We start from the raw sequence: 14,520 nt of genomic DNA on the forward strand, positions 1-14,520 counted from the left end.
TTATTCGATAAGTAGTTTTTCCATCTGAAATTCAATGTTCTTTTCTTTTAGCTTTATCATGTCTTGTAATGCAAAGAGTCCGTCGCAAAAGAACCAATGGGTGGCATAGCAGATGTGAATACTGTATTTTTTCAACGGCTCGAAGATTTCAATGTCCCAATTTTCGTCTTCCAAAAGGGTTGAAATTCGATCTGTGGGATTTCGGGGATCGGGATCGACCGAAATCATATACGGAGTTTGATGTTCGGCAACTTCGGGTGGAAAGTTTATTTTAATTGCTCCTTCTAGCGAGTAATTCCCTTCTATTACGCTTATATTTGTCAAATGATTCAACCAACATTTTCCTTTACACAATCTATCAAAAAGTTCGTGTGATTTTCTAAGCAGAATAGAATTAACCCGCTTTATTTTGGCTATGTTTTCTTCGGAAAATTCAAACTTTTTATTCAGCCGTATTTTTCTATTATGTAAATTTTCCGTGATTTTATTTTTCATGATATTTACCTCCTACAAAATGCGAAATTTCTGTAAATCGTCCTTCGTTTGGAGAATGACATCATCTTTTAGCGGACGAATTTGATCTTTCATATTTTGCAACACACTTTTAGATGCATTGTAAATGCGTTGGTAAAATTCAAGACGAGTAGGGAAATATGCGTTCCATCCGTCGCGAATACACGACGGCTCGATGGAATAATTCGACGTTGCAACAATCAAAAATACTCCCGTTCCTTTTGAGTATAAAGCCTTGTTTATAAGTTGGTGAAAGAAAAAGTGGTTCCCTTTTCGTCCAAGCAATTTTGAGTAATCGGAGGTAATGGAAACAATGACGGGTAATTTTCTCTTCGCAATTTTGTTGTATTCAAAAAACGAACCGCCGAAGCTCTCCAAGAGTTTGTATCTTTCGCGGTAAATTCTGTAAAGAACTTCTGCTACATCGAGAATTTCGGGAGTTCTGGTTTTTACTTTTCCTCCCCAAAAATGGCAATTCCCCTTAAAACGCGAAAAGATTTTTCTCTCATTTGAATTTAAAATTATCTCCAATTCCTCGTCGGAATAACGCTCCGAAAGCGATGTAATTAGACTTGAAACGTATTTTGTCAAAAAGCGGTTGTCGCCTCCAATCAGAATATTCCCGAGCGAAAACAAGTCTTTGAAAACGGTTTCGCCCGTGCAGTTTTTGCCAATCGGAATAGTTATAGCTTTTTCAGGTTCAAAATTTTGATTTTCGTCTTTCATGTTAATTTATATACAAAAATTCAGCGACAGAATACGTCGCATTCGCTTATGTATGATTACAAAAACTCGTCATACAAAACGTTTCGCATTGTTGCGAGTATGTGGGGATTGGGGGTAGGTGGAAGTTCGAAGCCGTGTTTGTCGTTATACTCCCAATCTGTCTCATTTTCGGACAGCACTGAATTTATGAAGTCGTTTAAGATGCGGCTTACTGCCGCGCTTCGGCTGATTCCCGCCGAACAATGAACGAGAATGTGTGTGATTTCCGTGTTTTTTAACGCTTCTTCAATGCTTTCCAAAATAAAGTATGCCATTTTGCGGTCAAAAACTTTTGTGATGCCTTTGAGCCCAATGTCTGCGGGGGTTGCGTCGTCAAAAAACAAAACAATTCCGTGTTTCGGTGAAATCGGAGGGCAACACAAATTTTTTACCTTACCGTCATCGTTTTTGCAAAAGTCGTTTATGCTTACAACAAATAATGAATCGTCGGCTTCAAGCTCGGACTTGTGCGTTTCAACGTATCTTCGGCTACAATTAAATATTTTCATGGTTTTTAATACTTTCTATAATGTGGGGATAAACTCTTACAAATCTTTCTTGTAATTCTTGCGGGAGCTTATCCCAGCATTTGTGTTCTATACAATCGTCCAAATAAGCAGGATATTCTGCGCTTTTTAGCAAAGTAATCCACTGTTCGGGGTCATTTACATCGTCGAACGTATTGGAGGTAAGCCATTCGTCAATCTCAATAAAATCGTATTTTGTGGTGTTGCAGACTTTGCTTCGACAAGGCGAATCCTGTCCGAATGTTTTGTAATACTTTTCAAAATAAGAATCCGTGCCAAGTAGTCTATTCCAATCGGTTTTGTCTAAACTTGTCCAATCGGAATTCGAAAGGAATTGGAGTTCAAAATTTTTGTTGACCAACAACAACTCTACCCATTCGGCAGAAGAAAAGTATTTAAATATTTTGCGCGAACATGCAGCGGCTCTCACATCATAGCTTTTTGCATATCGAAGAATGTCCTGCCAATTTTGCCGGCTTAGTTTTTTCCAATACGAAAAATCACATGCTATTTGATGAATTTCCTTTGAATGTTCGATTAACGTATCATCCATTATCCCGTCCAAAACTCTTTGTTTTAATAGAAACGTCCAGTTCTCCCCACTAAGTTGCGAGAAGTCTATTGATTTTAAATCGGCCATGCCCTTCGAAAAAAGCGCGATTTTCCCATTTGGGAACTTTGATGCTTGCGAAAACTTTTCGTTGCGCCTTAGCAGAAACCGCCAGTTTTCGATGCTAAGCAATTCGTATTCATTAAAGCATTTTTGCGGAATTATGCCGAGATACAGTAAGGCGATACGTCCCGCAAAATAATTCTTTGCGATATTTTCGTATTCTTTTGAAAAATCCAAAATCATTAACCACGAGTACGAATCGAGCTTTGAAAAATCCCGTTCGGGAAAGTTTGTCATCTTGCCTTTTCTTAAAACAAATAACTCGGCAAAATCATACTGTGAAAACTCGTCAATTTTGTTGCACAGGTCGCGCCTATTTGGGAAGCAAGCCAAAATTGCAATTTGTCCGCGCAAAAATCGCGCGGCTTTTCTCAAAAACACGGGGTTTGATTTAATAAGGCGAATCCAGTCTTGCGTGCTCAATAAATCCCATGCATAAAAGTACTGTGTTAGATTTTGATGCTCAATAAGAGCATCGACGCCGTTAAAATCAAAAAGTCTTTCGATTTCTTTTTCGTATTCTTCTGCGGACATATATCTCCTTTTTTTGGCTCGATTATACATTTCAGCGCGACGAAATATGACGCAAAGTGGCATTTTCACGATAAATTCAAAATAGTGCGACGTATTTTGTCGCAATCGCCTGCTAAATTGTTTTCATTAAAAATCGAAAGGAAATGTTATGCCAAAGAGCAACAACAATAACACAATCGCCCGACAGTGGGAAATGCTGAAAATGATACCCAAAAAAGCTCCAGGAATTACCGCCGCCGAGCTTGTGTCCAAACTTTCCTACGCGGGTATTGACGTCTCAAAGCGGACGGTGGAGCGCGACCTGCGCGACCTCTCCCTGATATTCCCCATCGCTGCAACCGATTCCGTTCCTCCGTTCGGCTGGTATTGGATACGCGACATCGGTTGCGAGTTCGGCGGAGTTGAAGTTTCCGAAGCCGTATCGCTTACGCTTGCCGAAGACATTCTGAAAAGCGTTCTGCCAGTCTCGATGTTAAAAACTCTCGAACCGCGGTTTGAATCGGCGCGCAAAAAACTTGCCGCGCTTGATTCTTTACCCATCAGCAAGTGGAGCAGTAAAGTTCGCTATATTCCCGATTCTCTGCCCACAACGCAGCCGTTCGTGAAAAATTCTATTCTCGAAACTCTGCAAACGGCACTTGTTGGCGGCAGGCAGATAAAAGTCGCCTACGACCCAATGTGGAAGAAGACAAAAACATATACGTTAAACCCTCTTGCAATAGTTCAGCGTGGCGCGCGTGGATATCTGATAGCCGTCATCGACGGCTACGAAAATCCCGTCCAATTTGCGATTCAACGGTTGCGGTCGGTTGAAATTTTGAAGACTTCCGCCATTCGCCCGAAAGGGTTTTCGCTCGACAAATACATCGAAAGCGGTGTAATGCAGTTCGGACAGGGCGAAGTTGTAAAGCTTAAAGCAAACGTCTCCGAAACGCTTGCAATGTATCTCGACGAATGCGAGATCGTAAAAGATCAAAAACTGCGCTTTGTGGACGGCAAGTGGCAGTTGTCGGCTACAATTAAAAATTCGTGGCAGTTGATGTTTTGGATTCGTTCGCAAGGTTCAGACATAACGGTTCTCTCTCCAAAATCCATTCGCGAAGATTTGTTAAATGACGCAAAAAAAGTTGTGGAAAATTATGGATAATTTGAATTTTACCGCCATCGATTTTGAAACCGCGAACGGGAATAGGGCGAGCGTTTGCAGTGTTGGCGCAGTATTTGTGCGGGACGGCGAAGTTGCGGATACTTTTTATAGCCTTATCCGGCCGACGCCGAATTACTACACCCTCACCCGCATTCACGGACTTACGCGAAACGATACCGATTCCGCCGCAACTTTCCCCGAAGTGTGGTCTAAAATTTCTGATAGGCTGGGGAATGCGCTGCTTGTAGCGCATTTTGCAACTTTCGATGAGTCGTGCTTGCGTCAAGTTTTCGCCGCATACAATATGCCCTACGACAACTATGAATTTCGTTGCACCTGTTGCGGCGCAAAACGATATTTTTCGACTTTACCAGCTTCCCTGCGTCCCGAAAGAACAACTCTGGACGTTGTTTGCGACTACTTCAATCTTGAACTTAACCACCATAACGCGCTTTCCGACGCCGTCGCCTGCGCACAAATAGCAATAAAAATAAAGGACTATCTATGAAAATTCTGACCTACATAATTTTGGCTCTGACGCTCTGCGCTTGCACAAAAAGCAACTGCACAATCACCGATAAAATTTTTGCATTCAAAGAAGATTCTGCGGCACATCAGACAATAAACGAAATGCTGCGCAAGAAGTTCGCCGAATTGAAAACGGAAATTGCCGCCGAAGCTGCCGAAGCTAAACGCGACCCCGAAGCCGCACATATTCAATACGAAGTTTCCGCCGAAACAAAAGTTTATGTAAATACCCCCAAATTCTTTTCCGCAAGAAACGACTATCATACCTATACAGGCGGTGCACACGGCGACTCAATGTCGGAAGGCTTTAATATCGTGTTCAACGATGATGGCACAATAACAAGACTCTCGCTCTTCAATGTAATCGACGTAAACAAGACGGACGAATTTGTAAAACTCGTCCTGTCGAAACTGAAACAGAAATACGGTAAGATGCTTGCACTCGACGATATCAAAACAAACACCGACCTGCTCAACGCCATAGACGGATTCGTCCTCAGAAAAGACGGTCTGGAAATCTTCTTCAAAAAATATTCCGTAGCCTGCGGCGCTTGTTCCACCGCCCCGATTCTAGTTGAATATGGTCGTATTAGTGATATCGCCAACACGGTAATTGACATTATATTCTAAAATGATAACAATCTAAATTATTATGATTTTGACTGCTATGGAAAATATATATTTAGAGCATTACAAGCCTTTAATTAAAAAGTTTATTGAAGAAATGGACAAACTTGAATTACCTGAAATTCAAGGAATGCCAGAGCCATTTCTTAGTTATTTTGGGAAAAGATATTTTTCATCTCAGCAAAGAATAGTTTTTGTTGGTCGGGATACAAAAAACTATGGCGATCTAAGATTGTTTATCAAAGCGGAAAAAAACAACCCGCTTTCCAAAGTAAAGTCAGAGTTAAATTCATTCCAAAAGCTTGATTTTAGGAATTGGGGTTCTACAAGATATAAGTTTTTTGGTTTTATAATGATGTTTTTTGCAATCAAGAACGATTTACAACCAGAAAATTGGACTCTCATCAAACAGGATAAATATAAAGACCTCTTGGAATCGTTCGCATGGGCAAATTGCCAACCCATAGAATATTATGAAAGCACAGCAAAACATCGAGGTGTAGATGGTGTTCTATGGGAAAAAATAAGAAATGCAGGACGAGTCTTCTACGGCTTTAAACATATTTTAACGACATTGGATCCTGATGTTGTTGTAATACTGCACAAGAATATTCCTTCTGACTACTTTGAAGGTGTTAACATCCAAAAAATCGAGGGGAATTCATTTTATGAGCACTATATTTTGAACGATAAAAATGTACATATCATTAAACTTTGCCATCCAAATCGTATGCGTTTGACTGCAAGCGAGATGACTGTAAGTAACTTTTGTAATTTTTTGAAGGATAAAATGGATGTTATCAAAAAAGATTCAGTAATTTCAGCGAATACTTCTGCAAAAGTTGAATATTTTAAAAAATATAAAGAAAATTTAGCCAAAACTGCGGATAAATATGAATTTATTTTTGCACTGGCGAAATATCTACAATCGCATAACATTTATATGTCATATAACGGGTTGGCAGAGCTTCTAAACTACTGCGGATATACAACGAATAGGGGTACTCAATATGTCGTGAATTCAAAACGGGCTAGAATTATAGGAACAGCGTATCGCCGTGCGAAAGATAAAAATGATCATAGTTTAGCCGAAACAATAGCTACAGTTTTTGTGAATCCGAATTTTTCATATAAGTACGAATAAACTTAAAGTTTTGTTTGCATAATATTTGAAAGATAAAAATTAGTATATAATAGCTCGCGACATATAATGTCGCGAGTTTCGCTTATGATTTGGGTATGGAAATTTTGGTGCTTTTAGTTGTTATATTATTGGCGGCATTTGTTTATTTTTTGCCTGTGATTATTGCGTTTTGGCGCAGGCACACTTACAGGTGGGTGATTTTTATTTTAAATATATTCGGGTTCTTGGGTATCTTTTGGATTGTAGCGCTCATTTGGTCGGTTTGGCCGCGCGACGAAATGTTTAATTAATTTTTTGTGCGACGTAAAATGTCGCGCTGGTGATTAAAATAGACGTCGCCAAACAAAATTAACAGAAAGGATAATTATGGCACTTTGGACTGTTACGGTAAAAGCAACAAGAAACATAAACGGTCTTAGACTCGAACGCGGAATGAGTGTGCAGGTCTCGTCGATGTACCACCCGATATCGTATAATAACGGTGAAGCAACTCGTCAGGCTTTCATCCGAATCTATGGCATAGATTTAAAAAAGGCAGGCGCGCTTAGCATTGCGTACTTTGACATAGAAAAGCAAAACTAAATAACGAAGCGGCGGAATAATTTATTCCGCCGCTTTTTCATCGAGTTCCTGTTTGTATTTTTCAAAACAAGCCGGATGTCGCTTTAAAACATCTATGCATTCGTCGGGGTAATTGTGCTGATTCTTTTCGATATATTCTTCCTGCGTTTGGGTGTCGGACTGCCAAAATAACGGCTCTACCCAACTTGAAATGTAGGAGCACGCAACAACTATTAAAACTGCAATATCTTTCATTTTTGTTTTCTGTTTCAAAAATAATAACCATCGGAAGCGACAATACACGTCGTTTAAGATTTATTTTGAGATATTTTTATGAGAACGACGTATTCTGTCGCGGGCGTCTTTTATAAGAATCTTAAAAAGAGAAGCAATTTCTTAACTTCTCTAAAAAATAATTGCAAAACTAAACAATATATAACAAAATAAAGATATGAAAAAATACACAGATGAACAATTGGAAAAGTTCAATTCGGAAGAATGGTGCGACTTACTTTTGGCACAACCGCAGTTTGCTGAACAATGCGATAGATTTAATGCTTGGATGAAATTCAAATCAGGTGATTGGACTGATATTTTGCGTAAACTACCGCAGTTTGCCGATAGATGTGATAAAATCAATGCTTGGACAAAATTTGAAGATGTCTCTTGTAGTCTTCTTATCCGCGAACAACCGCAGTTTGCCGATAGATGCGATAAAGTCAATGGTTGGGTAAAATTTAATGACTTAGCTTGGTACCTGGTTCTCTCTGCTCAACCGCAATTTGCAGACAGATGTGATAAGCTAAACGGCTGGGCAAATTTTGATGGAAGAGTTTGGCATGATCTACTTTTAAAACAACCGCAGTTTGTAGAAAAAGCTAAAAACTATGCATCAGGCTGGGCTGGTATTATTATGCAGACTCCTGAACTTGCATCTGAATGCAAAGATTGGGAGAAGTTCGGCGGTTCTGAATGGATTGAGCTTTTACCGCAGTTTACAGATTGGTGCGATAAGGTAAATGGTTGGATGAAATTTACTTCAGAAGATTGGTGCGAATTTCTTTCTAATCATCCAGAACTTGCGGGCAAATGTGATAAAATGAACGGCTGGGCGAAATTCAATTCAGGAGATTGGAGTGAACTTCTTTCTAATTTTCCAAAGTTTGCGAGTAAATGCGATAAACAAGATGGCTGGAAAAATTTTGATTCAGATGCATGGGGTGCTCTTTTAGGTTCCCAACCGCAGTTTGTAACTAGGTGTGATAAGTCTAATGGCTGGAGAAAAATCACTTCGGCAGATTGGGAATACATGCTTTTCTATCAACCGCAATTTGCAGACAGGTGTGATAAGGTTAACGGTTGGGTGGAATTCACTTCGGGGAACTGGAGTGAACTACTTTCAAAACGACCGCAGTTTGTAGATAAATGCGATAAAGTTGATGGTTGGGAACAATTCGATGGAGAGGATTGGCGTGCTATTCTCTCTTCCCAACCGCAGTTTGTGGACAGGTGCGATAAAATAAATGGTTGGGCTGAATTCGACGGCTTAAATTGGGGGTACCTACTTTCAAAACAACCGCAGTTTGCGGATAAATGCGATAAAATGGACGGTTGGAAACAATTCGACGGATTAAGTTGGTGCATCCTTCTTTCTGCCAAACCACAGTTTGTAGAAAAGTGTGATAAAATGGACGGATGGAAGCAAATTGATGGATCCGGTTGGAGTATCTTGCTTTCGGACCAACCGCAGTTCGTGGATAGATGCGATAAGGTAAACGGTTGGGCGGAATTCACTTCAGGGAATTGGGTGGAACTTATTTTTAATCATCAGCAGTTTGCTGACTGGTGTGATAAGATGAATGGCTGGGTGGAATTCAATTCGGTTGATTGGCACGATTTGCTATACTATCACCCAGAGTTTGCAGACAGATGTGATAAAGTGGATGGTTGGGGACAATTTGATGGATCAGAATGGAGATACCTTCTCTCGGGCCAACCGCAATTTGCAGATAGATGCGATAAGGTAAACGGCTGGATAAAATTCATTCCGGCGGATTGGGATGAGTTGCTTTCTTCCCAGCCGCAGTTTGTGGACAAGCGAACAAAGTGTAAAAAGAACTCATAGGAAATATGTAGGAAAAGTTTAACGTTGGCAGGTCAACATCAGATTATTAGTTAAATAGTTAAAGAAAAGTCTTGCAAATCGGAATGTAAACTCCCAAAATGCAAGGTATGAAAATTGAACGGTCGGAAAAGTTAAAAATCGAGAATGATTTAAATCGATTTCCTGTTGTTGCCATTGTAGGGGCGAGACAGGTCGGGAAAACAACTCTTGCAAGGGAAATTGTCGCCGACTTGAAGGAGTTGAGCGTTTATCTCGATATGGAAAAGCCTGCCGATTACGACAAACTTAATGATGCGTATCTTTATCTCAAAGACAACTCCGAAAAACTCGTAATAATCGACGAAATTCAGCTGCGCCCCGAGTTGTTTCCTCTGCTTAGAAGCCTAATCGACGAAGACAGAAGAAACGGCAGGTTTTTGATTCTCGGCAGTGCTTCGCCTGAGTTGCTGAATAAATCTTCACAATCATTGGCTGGACGAATCTGTTATCACGAATTATCTTCGTTTAGTCTTTTTGAGGTAGGCGCGGAAAGTGCGGATAAACTATGGCTAAGGGGCGGTTTCCCCGATTCATTTCTCGCCGCGGACGACGAACAAAGTTTTTCGTGGCTTGATTCTTTTGTTTCAACATTCTTGGAGCGGGATTTAAACATCTTGGGTTTCCGTCTTTCGCCGACTCAAATGCGCCGAGTTTGGACAATGACGGCGCATTATCACGGTTCGGCCATAAATTATTCGAGCCTCGGGAAATCGCTGGAAGTGTCGAACAAAACCGTAAAATACTGGTTGGACGTTTTGAGCGATACTTACATGCTCCGTCAGCTCCACCCTTGGTCTGGGAATACGTCGAAAAGACTGGTTAAGTCTCCCAAAGTCTATTTGCGGGATACCGGCATCTTGCATTCGCTTCTAAAAATAGAAACAAAAGATTCACTTTTGTCCCACCCGATACTCGGCGCATCTTGGGAGGGCTTCGCGATAGAGCAAATAATATCCGCCGCTCCCGCGCGTTCGGAATTTAGCTACTATCGAACGGCTACCGGCGAAGAAATCGACTTAATTGTGGATTCTCCGAAAGCGGGGCGAATTGCTTTTGAAATAAAGCGTTCTTCCGTGCCCGCACTCGGGAAAGGATTTTACAACGCGCTCGATACAATCAAACCTCAAAAGGCGTTTATCATTTATTCCGGCGACGAGCAATATCGCATAAATGATACAGTTTCTGCATTGCCGTTGAAGATGGTACCCGAGGTTTTTGAGTAATATTCAACAATATAAACCATAAACAATGTTGTGATGCATTGAAGCATTTAAACAACAAATATTTTTCTGACATAAGTATATAAAAATTCAATATTCACGAATAAGATTATTAACTCGAGAATACATATAAAGCATGCAGTTTATTCCTAATGGCCCAGATATTCCGATTCAACTATTGAAAGCTCACGAAGAAGGTAAGGTTGTATTCTTTTGCGGAGCTGGAATATCTATGAATTTTGGGTTGCCAAATTTTGAAAATTTAGCTTATAAAATCTACGAACTGAACCACGAAGAACCGATTCCAACCGAGCGTAATGCTATTAAAAATGGTTTTGTCGATGAAGCTCTTGAATCATTTGAAAATCGTATTGTAAGCGATAAAATATCCATCAGAAAATCGTTACATTCCATATTAAAGCCAGATTATCGAAAAACCAAAGGAAATACGCACAAAGCTCTATTGGATTTGGCAAAAAACAAATCCGGTGAATATCGTATAGTCACTACAAATTTTGACAGAATATTTTCCGATACTTTAGAAAAGTATAACATACCAGTAAGAGAACACATAGCGCCATACATTCCTATCCCCAAACCGACCAATTGGAACGGTCTTGTATATCTACATGGAAGATTACCAGACAAAGAAGAAGACATAAGTAGCTTAAAAAATTTAGTTCTTACGAGTGGAGATTTTGGGTTAGCATATTTACGAGAATATTGGGCATCACGTTTTGTAAATGAATTATTCCGTAATTTTGTTGTTTGTTTTGTCGGGTATGGAATAAATGATCCCATTTTAAAATACATGCTGGATGCATTGTCTGCCGATAGAAAAGCTGGGGAATCTCAGTTCCCAGTTTATGCATTTATAGAAGATGACACAAAAAATACAGAAAACAAAGAATTGATACATAACGCAATAATTCCCATACGCTATAAAACAGACAATAAGCATTCTCTTTTGCACGACACGTTGATTGAATGGGCGAATGTATATTCGAGTGGAGTCGACGGTAAGGTTCAATACGTTTTAAAATACGCATCTTCAGACCCATCAAAAAATTCTAATAACGATGATTACGTTGGAAGAATGATTTGGGCATTGACAGATTATACCGGAATTCCTGCGAAGAAATTTGCCGAAATGAATCCGCCACCGACGATTGAATGGTTATATATATTTTCTGAAAAGGATCCATTTGGCTTTTTTGGGAATAAGAAAGTGAGTGAAAAGAACAATATTACAGAACCGATTGTAAAATGGATGTTAAAACACATTAATTCCAGCAAACTAATCTTATGGTTTGCAGAAAACAGATGGGGGGTTGACAAAAAATTTATCGCATTGGTTGAAGATGTGTTTACAAGAACCCTCATATTAATAAAAAATGGAGACCAGAAGAACTCCCCATATGCAACCTTGTCAAAGCGTAACAAAGCGTTATGGTGGTTGATTCTAAGAGGTTATGTTTTAAGGAATCGCGATTTTGATTTTTATAATTGGATAAATCACTACGAGGATACAAAATTGGACTTCATTGGAAAGAAAACATTATACGAACTTTGTTCTCCAAAAATACAAATACAGAGAAACTTCTTATCGTGGAATGAAACAACTCATCAGCCAATCGAAGACGAAATTCTTATCGATGTTGTGCTGACATGCCAACAGTTACGTTATGAAAAAAATGCCATAAGAAAAATTGTTCCTCTTGAAACCTTATTTGAATGTGCGCAAAAATCCTTAACCGACTTTCTAGATCTTTCTGGAGAATTAGATTTGGCAAACGAAAAATTTGATAGATCGGCATACGACCTTCCATCCATTGAAGAACATCCGCAAAACAAAAAACATTACAGCGCATGGGTTGTTCTTATTGAACTACTTCGGGATATATGGTTGGATATTAATGCAACGAATCACAAAAAAGCAATGACAATTGCAATATCCTGGTGGCAAGAAAAATACCCAGCATTCAAGAGACTAGCACTTTTTGCTGCATCTAAATCTAAACACATTAATTCCGCACTTTGGATAAAATGGATTTTAGCCGATAATGCATATTGGTTATGGGGTACGGCTACATATCATGAAGTAATTACTCTCTTGTCGCAAAGAGCAATCGAATTACCTCCTATTTCATTTGAAAAATTGAAAGATGCAATAATGAGTGGGCCGCAACGGTCTTTGTATCGGAGAGATATTTCTGATGGAGAATATCAGCGTATTAGAGAACGCAAAATTTGGTATTACTTCGCAAAAATACAAAATGGCGGTTGTAATTTGCCTTCAACCATATCTGATGTCTTGTCGAAATTTTCCCAACAATATGGGTGGAAACTTGATGATAATTCAAAGGAAGATTTTCTCTCCTGGTCGATCGGTTCGGGGGATCCAGAATATGAAAATAGACCGATAACAGATAAAACTCCAGATAAACTAACAAATCTTGTTGAGTGGCTTGGGGAAGAGAAACAAAAAAACAATTTTTATTATAAGTCAGACTGGGCAGAGTTCTGTGCCGAAAATTATAAGTTTGCGGCATATGGATTGTATTTTGCCATAAAAAACAATAAATGTTCTAAAGAAAAGCTTAATGTTGCATTGGCAACTTGGTGTAGAAAAAGTGATACGTTAAGAAAGCTTTGGCAATTGATTCCAAGCACAGATCTATCTTTTATTAATAATACAACCATTAGTAATTCCAAAGGACAAATAATTTCATGTTTAACTCAGTTATCAGAAGATACTGAAATTTGGAAGAAAGATGATACAAATGAAAATATTGAGGTATTTTGTGATTTTTGTTTTAGAGTAATCGATATTGTGTTTAACAAAAAAGAATTTGATTCTGTCGATATAAATGATGCAATAAACGATCCATGCGAGCAACTTTCAGTGGCAATATTCAAAATATGGATAAGCGAAAATCCATCAAAAAATTCTGGATTAACAGAATATTGGAAAACTATATTTGGACGTTTATTAGATGTAAAAAACAAGAATTTGTTTTATACCAAATTCGCATTTGGGGAGTATTTGAACGCTTTGTATTACGTTGATAAACAATGGGTCAAAGATCATATGTATCCGATGTTTTTACATTGGAGCAAATTTCCACGCATTTGTATGATTTTGTGGGCGGGTGTCCTGTCGAATAAAATTGATGCGCAAATACTTTACGATCTAAAAACATCATTCTTAAAATTGGCAAGACATATCTCGAAAATGAAGATGTCTATTGATAATTACACAAATATTTTTGTAACAATGGCATTGTCTATGTCAAAAAGCTATGGGGATAAATATTTAAGCTCTGTTATAAAATCGTTTCCCAAAGAAGAATTATACAGAGTTTGGACATCAATCCGACATTATTTCAAGTATCAAGGAAATAAAATCGATGTCTGGGAGTTACAAATAAAACCATTTTGCCAAAATATATTTCCGAAAGATAAATGTATTAAAACTCCAAAATTAGCACATGAAATCTCAATGTTCATTGTTGAATCAAATGAGTTGTTTTCGGATACATTCAAAACATTGAAGGGATGGCTATCCACATGTAATAGACAAGATGATATCCTTTATTCCATGTCATTATCGTTGCCAAAGGCGGTACAACCAATGGATATTTTAGAATTTTTGAATTTAATTTTAGACGATTCGAGCATATATAACATCGGATTAGAAAAAATACTAACAAATATATCGAAAATGGATCCGTCATTGCAAAATGAAAAGATTTTTAACGAGTTGATGTCCATTTGCTGATCTGTATTTTCGACATATAATCGCATTTAATACGTCGAACTGAAGTGAATTCTAAACAGGGCAGAGAAAAAATACTAGGAACTTGTCTTTGTTTAAATTTATGACATTACTAATATTCTAATTAATGAGTTTTGTATAATTTTACTTGCAATCAAAAGATAGTTTTTCAGATTTACAGAAAGATAAAATAACATATATTAAAAAAAGTGTGCATCCAACAATTTTCCAACATAATTTCCTAATAAACTGATAGTTATGGAGAATTGCCCTGTCTGTCACGCAGGAGGTCGCGAGTTCGAGTCTCGTCCGTCCCGCCACTTTAAAAGCTGCAAGTTC

General features: G+C 38.6%; 13 protein-coding genes. 8 read left to right on the forward strand and 5 right to left on the reverse strand.

Going from position 1 to position 14,520, the window contains the following annotated elements:
- From P3B99_008720 to P3B99_008735, 4 genes are read right to left on the reverse strand one after another with little or no spacing between them, the layout of a single operon-like run.
- Nucleotides 1-495, reverse strand: a complete 495-nt coding sequence (locus P3B99_008720; protein WYJ07278.1) for a hypothetical protein — start codon at nt 493-495, stop codon at nt 1-3.
- Between the two features lie 12 nt (nt 496-507).
- Nucleotides 508-1,239 (reverse strand): hypothetical protein, encoded by a 732-nt coding sequence (locus tag P3B99_008725; protein WYJ07279.1) that lies wholly within the window; start codon nt 1,237-1,239, stop codon nt 508-510.
- Between the two features lie 56 nt (nt 1,240-1,295).
- The gene (locus P3B99_008730; GenBank protein ID WYJ07280.1) at nt 1,296-1,787 is read right to left on the reverse strand and encodes a hypothetical protein; all 492 of its coding nucleotides are present in this window, start codon (nt 1,785-1,787) and stop codon (nt 1,296-1,298) included.
- Entirely contained in the window at nt 1,774-3,012 is a 1,239-nt protein-coding gene (locus P3B99_008735; protein WYJ07281.1) for a hypothetical protein, read from the reverse strand. The genes P3B99_008730 and P3B99_008735 overlap by 14 nt, the downstream gene beginning before the upstream one ends.
- 148 nt (nt 3,013-3,160) lie before the next feature.
- Here P3B99_008735 and P3B99_008740 point away from each other — a divergent pair, with 148 nt between their 5' ends.
- The 5 genes from P3B99_008740 (at nt 3,161) to P3B99_008760 (ending at nt 7,040) form a co-directional block, all read left to right on the forward strand.
- Nucleotides 3,161-4,159 carry a WYL domain-containing protein gene (locus tag P3B99_008740; GenBank protein WYJ07282.1) on the forward strand — a complete coding sequence of 333 codons (999 nt, stop codon included), beginning with the start codon at nt 3,161-3,163 and terminating at the stop codon, nt 4,157-4,159.
- A complete protein-coding gene (locus P3B99_008745; protein ID WYJ07283.1) occupies nt 4,152-4,667 on the forward strand; it encodes a 3'-5' exonuclease in 516 nt (171 codons plus the stop codon). Before P3B99_008740 ends, P3B99_008745 begins: the two co-directional genes overlap by 8 nt.
- Nucleotides 4,664-5,317, forward strand: a complete 654-nt coding sequence (locus P3B99_008750; GenBank protein WYJ07284.1) for a DUF4163 domain-containing protein — start codon at nt 4,664-4,666, stop codon at nt 5,315-5,317. Before P3B99_008745 ends, P3B99_008750 begins: the two co-directional genes overlap by 4 nt.
- Nucleotides 5,318-5,354: 37 nt before the next feature.
- A complete protein-coding gene (locus tag P3B99_008755; protein WYJ07285.1) occupies nt 5,355-6,458 on the forward strand; it encodes a hypothetical protein in 1,104 nt (367 codons plus the stop codon).
- A gap of 366 nt (nt 6,459-6,824) precedes the next feature.
- A complete protein-coding gene (locus tag P3B99_008760) occupies nt 6,825-7,040 on the forward strand; it encodes a DUF6140 family protein (GenBank protein ID WYJ07286.1) in 216 nt (71 codons plus the stop codon).
- Nucleotides 7,041-7,061: 21 nt separating this feature from the next.
- Here the strand turns inward: P3B99_008760 and P3B99_008765 are convergent, their stop codons facing one another.
- Complete coding sequence (locus P3B99_008765; protein ID WYJ07287.1) at nt 7,062-7,274, reverse strand: hypothetical protein; 213 nt, start codon at nt 7,272-7,274, stop codon at nt 7,062-7,064.
- 196 nt (nt 7,275-7,470) lie between these two features.
- Here P3B99_008765 and P3B99_008770 point away from each other — a divergent pair, with 196 nt between their 5' ends.
- The 3 genes from P3B99_008770 to P3B99_008780 all read left to right on the forward strand — a co-directional run bounded on the left by P3B99_008770 (nt 7,471) and on the right by P3B99_008780 (nt 14,184).
- Complete coding sequence (locus P3B99_008770) at nt 7,471-9,144, forward strand: hypothetical protein (protein WYJ07288.1); 1,674 nt, start codon at nt 7,471-7,473, stop codon at nt 9,142-9,144.
- Between the two features lie 98 nt (nt 9,145-9,242).
- Complete coding sequence (locus P3B99_008775) at nt 9,243-10,406, forward strand: ATP-binding protein (GenBank protein WYJ07289.1); 1,164 nt, start codon at nt 9,243-9,245, stop codon at nt 10,404-10,406.
- 133 nt (nt 10,407-10,539) lie between these two features.
- Nucleotides 10,540-14,184, forward strand: a complete 3,645-nt coding sequence (locus P3B99_008780) for an SIR2 family protein (protein WYJ07290.1) — start codon at nt 10,540-10,542, stop codon at nt 14,182-14,184.
- Nucleotides 14,185-14,520: the final 336 nt, after the last annotated feature.

This window comes from Opitutia bacterium KCR 482, from assembly GCA_029269845.2.
GTDB lineage: Bacteria > Verrucomicrobiota > Verrucomicrobiia > Opitutales > Intestinicryptomonadaceae > Merdousia.

Excerpts from the sequence above, each read along its gene's own strand:
- P3B99_008745 (WYJ07283.1), top strand. The coding sequence starts at position 4,152 with ATGGATAATTTGAATTTTACCGCCATCGATTTTGAAACCGCGAACGGG.
- P3B99_008750 (WYJ07284.1), top strand. The coding sequence starts at position 4,664 with ATGAAAATTCTGACCTACATAATTTTGGCTCTGACGCTCTGCGCTTGC.
- P3B99_008780 (WYJ07290.1), top strand. The coding sequence starts at position 10,540 with ATGCAGTTTATTCCTAATGGCCCAGATATTCCGATTCAACTATTGAAA.
- P3B99_008735 (WYJ07281.1), bottom strand. The coding sequence starts at position 3,012 with ATGTCCGCAGAAGAATACGAAAAAGAAATCGAAAGACTTTTTGATTTT.
- P3B99_008775 (WYJ07289.1), top strand. The coding sequence starts at position 9,243 with ATGCAAGGTATGAAAATTGAACGGTCGGAAAAGTTAAAAATCGAGAAT.
- P3B99_008760 (WYJ07286.1), top strand. The coding sequence starts at position 6,825 with ATGGCACTTTGGACTGTTACGGTAAAAGCAACAAGAAACATAAACGGT.
- P3B99_008720 (WYJ07278.1), bottom strand. The coding sequence starts at position 495 with ATGAAAAATAAAATCACGGAAAATTTACATAATAGAAAAATACGGCTG.
- P3B99_008755 (WYJ07285.1), top strand. The coding sequence starts at position 5,355 with ATGGAAAATATATATTTAGAGCATTACAAGCCTTTAATTAAAAAGTTT.
- P3B99_008740 (WYJ07282.1), top strand. The coding sequence starts at position 3,161 with ATGCCAAAGAGCAACAACAATAACACAATCGCCCGACAGTGGGAAATG.
- P3B99_008765 (WYJ07287.1), bottom strand. The coding sequence starts at position 7,274 with ATGAAAGATATTGCAGTTTTAATAGTTGTTGCGTGCTCCTACATTTCA.
- P3B99_008730 (WYJ07280.1), bottom strand. The coding sequence starts at position 1,787 with ATGAAAATATTTAATTGTAGCCGAAGATACGTTGAAACGCACAAGTCC.
- P3B99_008725 (WYJ07279.1), bottom strand. The coding sequence starts at position 1,239 with ATGAAAGACGAAAATCAAAATTTTGAACCTGAAAAAGCTATAACTATT.
- P3B99_008770 (WYJ07288.1), top strand. The coding sequence starts at position 7,471 with ATGAAAAAATACACAGATGAACAATTGGAAAAGTTCAATTCGGAAGAA.